Below are 11,282 nucleotides of genomic sequence, written 5' to 3' on the forward strand. Positions count from 1 at the left end.
ATATTGGACGCTGTCCGAGAAATCGGAGTCTGACTCTCGACTTCGGCGTGCGTCAAGCCTTGACGCATCACTCCCCCATGGGCACCATCTGGTTTGCATATAAGACAGCGTCTTATATTTAAGACGGCGCGAGCCAAAAGGAAAGGTGCCATGCAACTCGGTCTGGCAGGCAAAACCGCTCTCATCTGCGCATCCACGTCCGGCCTCGGCCGGGCGACCGCCCGGGCCCTGGCGGAAGAAGGGGTCAACGTCGTGGTCACGGGCCGGTCGGCCGAGCGCGCCAAGGAGGTGGCGAGCGAGCTCCCGGGCGCGGTCGGCGTGGGCTGTGACCTGGTCGCGGACGGCGGCGCCGAGCGGCTCCTCGCGGCCGCCCGCGAGGCCGTCGGCGACCTCGACATCCTCGTACTGAACGGGCCGGGCCCAGCCCCCGGACCGGCCCGCGCCACCGACACCGCCGGGGTCGCGCAGGCCATCGCCACGCTGGTCACCCCCCAGGAGATCCTGGTGCGGGGCACCCTGCCGGCCATGGTCGAGAAGGGCTGGGGCCGCATCCTGAGCATCAGCTCGACCAGCGTGCAGGCGCCCCTGCCGAACCTCTCGCTGTCCAACCTCGGGCGCGCGGCGCTCGCCGGGTACCTCAAAACCCTCGCCGCCGAGGTGGCCGCACAGGGCGTGACGGTCAACTCCCTGCTGCCCGGGCGCATCGCCACCCCGCGCGCCCGGCAGATCGACGAGGCCGCCGCCCAGCGCACCGGCCGGCCGCTGGACGAGGTCGAGGCCGCGTCCAAGGCCACGATCCCGGCCGGGCGCTACGGCGAACCCGATGAGTTCGGCGCCGCCGCCGCGTTTCTGTGCAGCACCCAGGCCGCGTACATCACGGGCACCGCCCTCCGGTGTGACGGCGGCATGGTGCCAACCCTCTGACCCCGTCAGAGGGTTCACCCGACTCCCCAAGACGAGAGCAGCGCACCCGCATGAGCCATATCCCCGTCACCGACGCGGCACCCGACGCCAGAGCCGAAGGACATCACCAGGCATCCCAGGCGGCCATCCGCAGAACGGCGCTGGCCGGAATGATCGGCACCACGATCGAGTGGTACGACTTCTACATCTACGGCCTCGCCGCGGCGCTGGTCTTCGGCACGGAGTTCTTCCCCGACTTCTCACCGACGGCCGGCACCCTGGCCGCGTTCGGCACCTTCGCGGTCGGCTTCATCGCCCGCCCGCTCGGCGGAGTGATCTTCGGTCACTTCGGGGACCGCGTGGGGCGCAAAAACGCCCTCATGCTCACGCTGTTCCTGATGGGCGCGGCGACCGTCGTCGTCGGCCTGCTGCCGGGCTACCGGACCATCGGCCTCTGGGCGCCCGTCCTGCTGGTCACGCTGCGCTTCCTCCAGGGCTTCGCCGTCGGCGGCGAGTGGGGCGGCGCGGTGACGATGGTCGTGGAGTCCTCGCCACCCGACCGGCGGGGGTTCTACGGGAGCCTGCCGCAGATGGGGGTGCCGTTGGGGCTGGTGCTGTCGTCGACCGTGTTCGCGGTGGTCTCCACGCTGCCCGATGACGACCTCCTCGCCTGGGGCTGGCGCATCCCCTTCCTGCTCAGCGTCGTGCTGATCGCGGTCGGGCTGTTCCTCCGCTCACGCATCACCGAGACCCAAACGTTCGCCCAGGTGAAGGCGTCGGGGCAGGCGCGCAAGGTGCCGGCCATGGAGGCGTTCCGCCACCACTGGAAGGCGATCGTCCTCACCGTCGGCATGTATATCTCGGCCGGTGTCCCCTTCTACATCGTCTCGGTCTTCGTACTGTCCTACGGCTCCTCCCATCTCGATCTGTCGCGGGGTGTGCTGCTGACCGGGATGCTCATCGCGGCGGTGGCCGAGGGGCTGGCGGTGCCCTGTTTCGGCGCGCTGTCGGACCGCTGGGGCCGGCGCCCCGTGTTCCTCGGCGCCGCCGGATTCGCGGCCGTGCTCGCCTTCCCGTTCTTCTGGCTGCTGGCCACCGGGCAGACCGGGCTCACCTGGCTGGCCATGCTGCTCGCGCTCGCCGTGGCACACGCGGGGATGTACGCGCCCACGGCGGCGATGTACGCGGAGCTGTTCCCCGCGGACGTCCGCTACACCGGTACGTCGATCGGCTATCAACTCGGCGGCGTGGTGGCGGGGTTCGTGCCGCTCGTGGCGGGCGCCCTGGTCAGCGCGGCCGACGGCGCCTCCTGGCCGATCGCCTCCATCTGGGCGGGCGCGGCACTCGTCGGGCTGGTGTGCGCGCTCATCGTCCGCGAATCCCGGGGGTGCGACCTCCGGCCCGATCACGCGAAGTCCCCTAGGGGTGTCCGGGGATCGTGACCCCCGCGGCGGGCCGCTCCCCTCCCCGCCACTTCCCGAGGCATCGATACGCGGCTCCGCCGCGTGGTCCGCCGGACACCCCGTAGACCCCTTGATCCATGACTGCCGCCCGGCCCTCGGGCGGCGGCCGTCCCGACCGGAGGTTAAGCTCCATGACCGCGAAGACCGCGAACAAGGTGCACGTCCTGAGCTGCGGAGCGATGAGCTGCGATCTGACGTGGCTGCTGCTCAAGGCGGGCCGTACGATGCGCACGCGCACCGAGCACGAGCGGCCCCCGGAGTGGTACTCCTGCATCACCCACTGCGTACTGGTGGAGACCCCCGAGGGAACGCTGCTGTGGGACACCAGCTGCCCCCGCGACTGGGAGACCCGCTGGGCCCCGACCGGCCTGCAGGAGTACTTCCCCTACGACCAGGTGAGCGACGAGGAGTACCTCGACGCGCGGCTCGGCCAGCTCGGCGTGCAGCCGCAGGACATCGACTATCTGGTCCTGTCGCATCTGCACTTCGACCACGCCGGGAACATCGGCATGTTCACCGGCACCGGCGCGCGGCTGGTGTGCCACGAGAAGGAGAAGGAGTTCGCCTTCGGCTTCGAGGGCGCCTTCAACGGTGCCCACCTCAAGACGGACTACGCGGCGTGTGACTTCGACACCGTCAGCGGCGACACCGAGATCCTGCCCGGTGTCACCCTCATCGAGGCCCCCGGGCACACCCCCGGCACCATGTCGATGAAGGTGGACCTGCCGGAGACCGGCACGATGCTGTTCACCTCGGACGCCGTCTACATGGGGGACTCCTACGGCCCGCCGGCCACCCCCGCCGCCATCGTCAACGACCTGACCGCCTGGTACGCCTCGGTGGAGAAGATCCGCGGCATCGCCGAGCGGTCGGACGCCACCGTCGTCTTCGGCCACGACGCCGAGCAGCTGCGCTCGATGCGGCTCGCCCCCGATGGCTTCTACGCTTGATCGTCCGGACCCGGCCGGCGCTCCGAGCCCCGCTCGCCGCGCCGCCGGGACCTACTCCGATCCCCAGGAGGGACGCGTATGAGCAGCACCGTTCCGGCCCGACCCGAGTCCGTGTTCACCTACGGCGCCCCGGCGCTGAAGTTCGGGCCGGGAGCATCCGACGAGATCGGCTTCGACCTCTCCCAGCACGGGGTCCGCCGGGTCCTCGTGATCACCGACGCCGGGGTGGCCGCCACCGGCGCGCCACACCGCATCGCCGAACGGATGACCGCGTTCGGCATCGGGGCCCATGTCTTCGACGGCGTGCATGTGGAGCCCACCGACGCCAGCCTGCGGGAGGCGGTCGACCACGCGCGGGCATCGGGCCCGTGGGACGCCTTCGTCGCGGTGGGCGGCGGCTCCAGCATCGACACCGCCAAGGCCGTCAACCTGCTCAGCACCAACCCCGGCACGCTGATGGACTACATCAACGCGCCCGTGGGCAGGGCGCTGGCGCCCGAGAACCCGCTCAAACCGCTGGTCGCGGTCCCCACCACCACCGGAACCGGCTCGGAGTCCACCACCATCTGCGTGCTCGACGTGCTGGAGCTCAGGGTGAAGACCGGCATCAGCCACGCCCGGCTGCGGCCCACGCTCGCGGTCATCGACCCGGACCTGACCTTCACCCTGCCCGCCGGGGTGACCGCCGCCAGCGGCATGGACATCCTGTGCCACGCGCTGGAGAGCTACACGGCCCGCCCGTACGACACCTACCCGCGCAAACACCCCGAGCAGCGGGTGCCGTACTGCGGCGCCAATCCCATCTCCGACGCGTGGTCGGAACGGGCGCTGCAACTGCTCGCGCGGTCCTTCCGTACCGCGGTCCGTGACGGGGACGATCCCGAGGCACGCTCCGACATGGCCCTGGCGGCCACCTTCGCCGGTCTCGGGTTCGGCAACGCGGGTGTGCACATCCCGCACGCCAACGCCTACCCGATCGCCGGGCGGGTGAAGGACTTCCACCCCGCCGGCTACCCCGCACACGAGCCGATGGTGCCGCACGGGATGGCCGTCTCGCTCACCGCGCCGGAGGCGTTCCGCTTCACCTTCAGCGCCCAGCCCGAACGGCATCTGCGGGCGGCGGAGCTCCTCGCCCCGGGGATGGAACGCCCCGCCGACGCGGCCGAGTATCTGCCCACCGCGATCCAGCGGTTGATGCGTGACATCGGGATGCCCGACGGCATCGGCGGTGTCGGCTACGACAAGGGCGACATCCCCGCACTGGTGGACGGCGCCATGAAGCAGCAGCGGCTGCTGGCCACCGCCCCGCGCGAGGTGACCGAGGACGACCTCGCCGGGATCTTCGACCGCTCGCTGTCGCTCTGGTGAGGAGGACCGATGGCCATCTATGAACTCGCCTGTGAGACCGGGCACCGCTTCGAGGTGATCCAGTCGTTCACGGCCCCGCTGCCGAGCTGCCCGGAGTGCGGGACCGCGACCCGCAAGATCCCCAGCAGCTTCGCCCTCGGCGGCACCGCCGCCGTGCCACCGCCGCCGGAGCGGATGCCGCAGACCTGGAAGGGGACCTACCGCGGCGACCGGGACTACGTCACCGCCATGCGGCGCACCGCCGAGTCCCGGCAGAAACTGGAGGAGAGGTACCCCGAACTCGCCGGTGACCGGCGGCCGATCGTCGCCCACGAGGGCAGATACGAGGCGGCCCCGCTGCGCGCCGGGGACGCGTTGCCCGCGCCGTCCGAGGGAACCGGGCATGGCCACGGCCACGCGCACGGGCACACGCACGGGCACGGGCACTCGCACACGCACGGACACGGGCACGAGTCGAAGCCGGCAAAGCCCGCGAATCCTTAGTGAAGCGCTACGGGGCGGCCGGTTGCCAGCCCAGTGCCGGGGCGAGCCTGGTGGCGATGTCGGTGAGGATCTGTACGTAGTCCTCGTGGTCGAAGGTGAAGGGCAGCGCGAACGCCACCTCCTCGACCTCCCGGAACGCGGCGTGGGAGGTGAGCCGTTCGGCGATGTCCTCGGAGGTGCCGACGAGATCGGGCGCGAACATCATGCGCGCCGGCCCCTGGGGCGTGGCGGTACGCGGCAGCCGCTGCTGGGCGTATTGCTCGTACTTCGCGCGCTGCTCCGGTGAGGCGGTGTCGGTGGGGATGACGACGAGCCCCTGGGAGACACGGGCACGGTCGCCGTCGGGGTGGTGGGCGCGGAAGGTCCGGATGTGCGAGAGCTGGATCTCGGCGAAGTCCTCGGACTCCTCCGCCTTCACCACACTACTCGTGAGCAGGTTCATTCCATGCTCACCGGCCCACTGGGCCGACCGCAGGCTGCCGCCGCCGTACCACATACGGCGGCCGAGCCCCGGGGCGTGCGGCTGGACGCGGTCGGAGAACACCTCGAAGCCCTCGACACCGCTGAAGTCGGTGACCGGTTCGCCACGTACGCAGTCCAGCAGCCGTCGCACACGCTCGTGGCTGAAGTCCTCGGCGTCGGCGGTGTCGGGGTGGAGCGCGCCCTTGACCTGGTCGTAGTGGTGCGGTGGACCGGCGCTGACCCCCGGGTTGAGGCGGCCCCCGGACAGGATGTCGACCGTCGCCAGGTCCTCGGCCAGCCGCAGCGGATTCTCCCATCCCATGGGGATGACGGCCGTGCCCAGTTCGATGCGGCTGGTGCGCTGCGAGACCGCCGCCAGAACGGCCACGGGAGAGGAGATGCCGTATTGCAGATGGCGGTGGCGCACCCAGGCGCTGTCGAAACCCAGCCGTTCGCCCAGTTCGATGATCTCGAGTGTCGACTCATGGCCCCGGCAGGGGTCGGCCTCGTCGAACAGCCCAATGGTCAAGAAGCCCAGCTTCCGCAGGGGTTTCGAGGTCAGCGGCACAGGATTCCTCCAGCGTCCGCGGCGTACTCCGCCGCACACCATTGCCGTTCCATTGTCGCGGAGCGGTTCACCTGGACGGGGCGGACGGGGCGGACAGCGCGGTGGCGGCGCGGTGGGCGAGTTCCTGGCGTACGAGGGGGATCAGATGGCGGCCGTAGTCGATGGCGTCGTCGAGCGGATCGTAGCCACGGATGAGGAGGGTGGTGGCGCCGATGTCCACATAGTCCAGCAGCGCCTGGGCGACGGTCTCGGGGGTGCCGACGAGGGCGGTGGTGTTGCCGCCCGCGCCGGTCGCGGTGGCGGTGGGGGTCCACAGCGCCCGGTCGTGGCGGTCGGCCTTGGCGGCGGCCGCGAGAAGCCGCTGGGACCCGGCGTTCTGAGGTGCGCGCTCGCCGTTCTGCTGGTGGAAGAACGGGCGTCCGCCCCCGGTCCTGATGGTGTCCAGGATGCGGTGGGCCCGTTCCCAGGCCAGCTCCTCGGTGGCCGCCAGGATCGGACGGAAGGACACACTGATCCCGGGCGCCTCGGCACGTCCGGCGGCTGCCGCGGCGGCGCGTACGGAGGCGATCTGCTCGGCGGTCTCCGCGAGCGGTTCGCCCCACAGCGCGAAGGTGTCGGCGTGCTTGCCGCCCACCCGGTAGGCGGCCGCGGAGGACCCGCCGAAGTACAGCGGGATGCCGGTGGCCCGGTGCGGCAGGACCTCCGAGGAGTAGTCCTCGAACCGGTAGTGGCGGCCCTCGTGGCTGAACGGCTCGTCGGAGGACCAGGCACGCCGCAGGATGCCCAGGTACTCGTCGGTGCGCTCGTAACGCTCCTCCTTGCCCAGGAAGTCGCCGTCCTTGCGCTGCTCCGCGCCGTTGCCACCGGTGATGGTGTGCACGGCCACGCGCCCGCCGGTGAACTGGTCGAGGGTGGCGAAGCTCCGCGCGGCGAGGGTGGGGGCGACGAAACCGGGGCGGTGGGCGATGAGCAGACCGATCCGCTCGGTGCGGGCCGCCACATGCGCGGCCACCTGGGTTCCGTCGGGCCGACGGGAGCTGTAGCCGATGAGGATCCGGTCGAAGCCCGCGTCCTCGTGGGCGCGGGCGAAGCGGGTGGTGTACTCCGGGTCGATCGCCGGACCGGTGGCGGGCCGGGTCTCGGAGACCTCCTGGGTCTCGATCATGCCGATGAACTCGACCGACGGCGCGGGTGTTGTGGCATGTACGGGCATGAGTCAATTGCCTTTCGGGGCAGGCGAGTTGTACGCGGCAGGAACGGCGGACGCCGGACCGTTACGAGCACAGGGCAGCACCCGGGCACCGCGTACGCGCGTACGGAACGCACGGTGCCGAGGGAGAGGAATTCCGGGCCGGTCCGGTGGCAGGAGGTGGTCAGCTACGGGTGCCGAGCCTCCGGGGGCGGTGCGACCGCCCGGTCAGCGACAGAGGGCGCTGGAGGTGCGCAGATAGTCCACGTAGCGGCAGAGCACGCCCGGATGCGTCGAATGCATACCCCATATGGTCGTGACCATGAGAGCCGCTGTCAATGGACACCTTTTGGTGTCTCATGCTGCGGAACCTCGACGACCTGCATGTCCGTGCCTCGTGCTATCCAGGCGGGTATGACGGACACGACGTACTCCGAACTCCTGGAAACCATCGATGAGTTCGCCGCGAAGCTGGACCCGCATGAGCGGATGCGCCGCCTTTACGGCCTGATCGATCCCCTGCTCGCCCGGGTTGAGCAGGAGGACGAGGAGTTGAGCGACGAGCCCGTGCTCTCGACCCCGGACGCGGTGCGGGGAATCCGCGAAGCCGCCACCGGCGAGCCGATCGATCTCGACGCGGTCCATGAGCAGCTGACCGAAGTCGGGATGTGCTACTCCGAGGACCAGGATCCGGAGCGGCATGTCGTGTCGCAGTCGGCCTTCGCGGCGGCGGCGTGGCTGCGCCTGCTGGCGGGGCGGAAACTGCGTACGTCGAGCTACCTCGATGGCGATGACGAGGACCTGGTCCCGATGTTCGCTCCGTCGGCCTTCACGGGCATCGTCGACCTCCTGGCCTGGACGCGATCGGACCAGGTGTACGTCCACTGGGAGGATGCCCTCACCTACCCCGAGGAGTTCGACCTCCCAGCCGCGACACACGAGCTCCGGACCATGCACCGGGAGATCACCGCCTGAGGCCTCCGGATCGACCAGCTGGACTTCCGGCACGTCGTGTCCCACCTGCCCACCGGTGTGGTGGCGGTGACCGGCGTGGAACCCAGCTCGGCGCAGCCCGTCGGCATGATCGTCGGCTCCTTCGCATCGCTCTCCCTCGGCCCTCGGGCTTTCAGTCTTCGCACCTCGGACAGCCGTAGCCAGGGGTCTGTCAACCCCAGGCTACAGCGCGACGAAAAAAATCGACGTGATGTAGATTATTGAGAAGAGAGGCCGGAGCCTATGCGCGGCGCGGCTGCCGCGGCCAAGGGATGTGAGCGGAGATGAAGACCTTCCTGATCACCGGTGTGAGCAGCGGGCTCGGCCGGGCGTTCGCCGAGGGAGCGCTCGACGCGGGGCACACGGTGCTCGGCACCGTGCGCCGGGAAGCCGACCGGGAGGCGTTCGAGGGCCTGGCGCCGGGACGGGCCCACGCGCGTCGGCTGGATGTCACCGATGACGTGGCCGTACGAGCCGTGGTCGACGAGGTCGAGGCGACCGTCGGTCCGCTCGATGTGGCCATCGCCAACGCCGGGTACGGCCTGGAGGGGATCTTCGAGGAGACACCGCTGTCGGCGGTCCGGGCGCAGTTCGAGACCAATGTGTTCGGGGCCGCGGCGACACTGCAGGCCGTCCTGCCCCATATGCGCAAGCGCCGCGCGGGCCACCTGATGGCCGTGACCTCCATGGGCGGCCTGATGGCCGTGCCCGGCATGTCGGCCTACTGCGGCAGCAAGTTCGCGCTGGAGGGCATGCTCGAGAGCATCCGTAAGGAGGTCGCCGCGTTCGGCATCCATGTCACGGCCGTCGAGCCCGGCTCGTTCCGTACGGACTGGGCGGGCCGGTCGATGACCCGCGCGGAACGCACCATCGCCGACTACGACGCGTTGTTCACGCCGATCCGCGACGCCCGGATAGCGGCCAGTGGCAACCAACTGGGCGACCCGCGGAAGGCCGCCGAGGCGCTGCTGCACATCCTCGACGTCCCCGAGCCCCCCGCCCACCTGGTGCTGGGCTCGGACGCGCTGCGCCTGGTCGCGGCGGCCCGGCAGGCGGTGGACGACGACATCCGCGGCTGGGAGAAGCTGTCGCGGACGACAGACTTCCCCGACGGAGCGCAGATCACCAACGCGTGAACCCGCCGCCGGACAAGGACACCGGACCAAGGACAGGGGCGAGGGCCACGCCCTGGGCCCTTGCCCCTGTCCCTGGTCCTGGTCCGGCGGAAGTACAGTGCTCGGAAGAGCCGATCAGGGGAGATCACCGTGGGAAGGCGCAGTGCCGCCCCGAGAAAGGGAGACCTGCGCGAGCAGGCCCTCCTGGACGCCGCCGAGGCGCTGCTCGAGCACACCGGCCTCGAGGAGCTCACGGTCGAGGCGATCGCCAAAGGCGCCGGGATCTCACGCGGCTCCCTCTACTTTTACTTCGGCAACAAGCACGAGGTCCTCGCCGCCCTCGTCGAGCGCACCCTGCGCACCATCCGCGCCGAGGCCGACAGCACGTCGCAGGACGCGACGTCCCCACCCGTCGAGGTGATGGAACGGGCCGTCAAGGGCGTGGAGCAGGTCTGGCGCGAGCACGGCACCGTCATGCGGGCGGCCGTGGACCACTCCGCGCTGCACCCGGTGATCGGAACCGCCTGGGACGACACGGTCGAAGCCTTCGCCCGCACCATGACCCAGGTGCTGACGCGGGCGGGGATCCCCGACGAGAGCGGCCCCGACGGAGCCGCCGCGCTGGCCCACGCACTGTGCTGGATGACGGAACGGACCTTCTACCGCGCCGCCTGCTCCCCCGAGAAGGACTACCCCGCCGCGACCGCGACCACCGTCGCCATCTGGCGTCGCGTCATGGGCAACTGACGCGACCGCAAACCGGCGTGGCCGACGTCACGCCACGCCCGGTCGCCGTGACCAGCGGCAGCTCCGAGAGAATCGAACACGAACCAGAATTCGTGAATTCATTGGTTTGAGGTCCGTGGCCCTGGCTAGAAGAGTGAGTGACCAAGGTGCTTCGGAAGGCAGGCACACCTGGCGGGAGGCGCGCGCCGCGCGCTGTGAGCCCCAGATGTGCCGTGCCGGCCTCCCGCTCCGCTGGACAGCGAACCGAGCAGGGAGAGAAGAGGACCTTGATGAGCGCCATGGGTGCAGGCGCCCGCCGCCGCCACGACGACACTCCTGACACCGCGGCCGACTTCGAGCGACTGGCCGGCATGACCAAGGGCCCCGAGCGGGAGGCCCTGGCCGAGAAGCTGGTCGAGGCATGGCTGCCGATGGCCCACCGCCTCGCCCGCCGCTACCGCAACCGCGGGGAGAATCTGGAGGACCTGGAACAGGTCGCCGCCCTGGGCCTGGTGAAGGCCGTCGACCGTTACGACCCCCAACGCGGCGGCGCCTTCCAGCCCTACGCCATCCCCACGATCGTCGGGGAACTCAAGCGGTACTTCCGCGACTGCGCCTGGGACCTCCACGTCCCCCGGCGGGTGCAGGAGCTGCGCAACAGGGTCCGGGCCACCATTCAGGACCTCGCCGTGGCCGAAGGCACCGACGGCTCCCCCACCGTGGCCCAGGTCGCCCAGGCCGCCGACATGAGCGAAGAGGACGTCCTCACCGGGATGGAAGCCATCGACAGCTTCCGGTCCCTGTCCCTGGACGCCGAACTCGCCGGCGCGGACGACGGCTACTCCCTGGCCGACACCCTCGGCCGGCCCGAGACCCGCTATGACACCGTCATCGCCCGGGAATCGGTCAAGCCGTGCCTGAACCGGCTCCCGGAGCGGGAGCAGCACATCCTGTATCTGCGGTTCTTCCGCGATATGACCCAGGCCGGCATCGCCGAGGAGCTGGGCATCTCCCAGATGCACGTCTCCCGCCTCATCTCCCGCAGTTGCGCCCGGATCCGCA

11 protein-coding genes are annotated in these 11,282 nt (G+C 70.4%); 9 read left to right on the forward strand and 2 right to left on the reverse strand.

Going from position 1 to position 11,282, the window contains the following annotated elements; genetic code table 11:
* Positions 1 to 150 precede the first annotated feature (150 nt).
* The 5 genes from GWI24_RS09930 to GWI24_RS09950 all read left to right on the forward strand — a co-directional run bounded on the left by GWI24_RS09930 (position 151) and on the right by GWI24_RS09950 (position 5,167).
* Positions 151 to 924, forward strand: coding sequence for an SDR family oxidoreductase (locus tag GWI24_RS09930; RefSeq protein WP_210945524.1), 774 nt, complete (start codon positions 151 to 153; stop codon positions 922 to 924).
* A 50-nt stretch (positions 925 to 974) separates the two neighbouring features.
* Positions 975 to 2,345, forward strand: a complete 1,371-nt coding sequence (locus tag GWI24_RS09935; protein ID WP_210945525.1) for an MFS transporter — start codon at positions 975 to 977, stop codon at positions 2,343 to 2,345.
* 152 nt (positions 2,346 to 2,497) lie between these two features.
* The gene (locus GWI24_RS09940) at positions 2,498 to 3,316 is read left to right on the forward strand and encodes an N-acyl homoserine lactonase family protein (RefSeq protein ID WP_210945526.1); all 819 of its coding nucleotides are present in this window, start codon (positions 2,498 to 2,500) and stop codon (positions 3,314 to 3,316) included.
* A 78-nt stretch (positions 3,317 to 3,394) separates the two neighbouring features.
* Positions 3,395 to 4,684: a hydroxyacid-oxoacid transhydrogenase gene (locus GWI24_RS09945; protein WP_210945527.1), complete on the forward strand. Its 1,290-nt coding sequence runs from the start codon at positions 3,395 to 3,397 to the stop codon at positions 4,682 to 4,684.
* 9 nt (positions 4,685 to 4,693) lie between these two features.
* Positions 4,694 to 5,167: an FmdB family zinc ribbon protein gene (locus GWI24_RS09950; RefSeq protein WP_210945528.1), complete on the forward strand. Its 474-nt coding sequence runs from the start codon at positions 4,694 to 4,696 to the stop codon at positions 5,165 to 5,167.
* A gap of 7 nt (positions 5,168 to 5,174) precedes the next feature.
* Here GWI24_RS09950 and GWI24_RS09955 read toward each other — a convergent pair whose 3' ends face one another.
* The gene (locus tag GWI24_RS09955) at positions 5,175 to 6,197 is read right to left on the reverse strand and encodes an LLM class flavin-dependent oxidoreductase (RefSeq protein ID WP_210945529.1); all 1,023 of its coding nucleotides are present in this window, start codon (positions 6,195 to 6,197) and stop codon (positions 5,175 to 5,177) included.
* Positions 6,198 to 6,264: 67 nt separating this feature from the next.
* On the reverse strand, positions 6,265 to 7,410 hold the full coding sequence (locus GWI24_RS09960) for an LLM class flavin-dependent oxidoreductase (protein WP_210945530.1): 1,146 nt from the start codon (positions 7,408 to 7,410) through the stop codon (positions 6,265 to 6,267).
* A 390-nt stretch (positions 7,411 to 7,800) separates the two neighbouring features.
* Between GWI24_RS09960 and GWI24_RS09965 the strand changes: the two genes are divergently transcribed.
* The 4 genes from GWI24_RS09965 to GWI24_RS09980 form a co-directional block, all read left to right on the forward strand.
* Positions 7,801 to 8,361, forward strand: a complete 561-nt coding sequence (locus GWI24_RS09965) for a hypothetical protein (protein WP_210945531.1) — start codon at positions 7,801 to 7,803, stop codon at positions 8,359 to 8,361.
* A gap of 302 nt (positions 8,362 to 8,663) precedes the next feature.
* Positions 8,664 to 9,515, forward strand: coding sequence for an oxidoreductase (locus GWI24_RS09970; RefSeq protein ID WP_210945532.1), 852 nt, complete (start codon positions 8,664 to 8,666; stop codon positions 9,513 to 9,515).
* 129 nt (positions 9,516 to 9,644) lie between these two features.
* Positions 9,645 to 10,241, forward strand: a complete 597-nt coding sequence (locus GWI24_RS09975; protein ID WP_210945533.1) for a TetR/AcrR family transcriptional regulator — start codon at positions 9,645 to 9,647, stop codon at positions 10,239 to 10,241.
* Between the two features lie 269 nt (positions 10,242 to 10,510).
* The coding region (locus GWI24_RS09980; protein WP_210945534.1) for a SigB/SigF/SigG family RNA polymerase sigma factor at positions 10,511 to 11,282 on the forward strand (772 nt) is incomplete at its 3' end.

The organism is Streptomyces sp. MK37H (assembly GCF_018035285.1).
Classification (GTDB): domain Bacteria; phylum Actinomycetota; class Actinomycetes; order Streptomycetales; family Streptomycetaceae; genus Streptomyces; species Streptomyces endocoffeicus.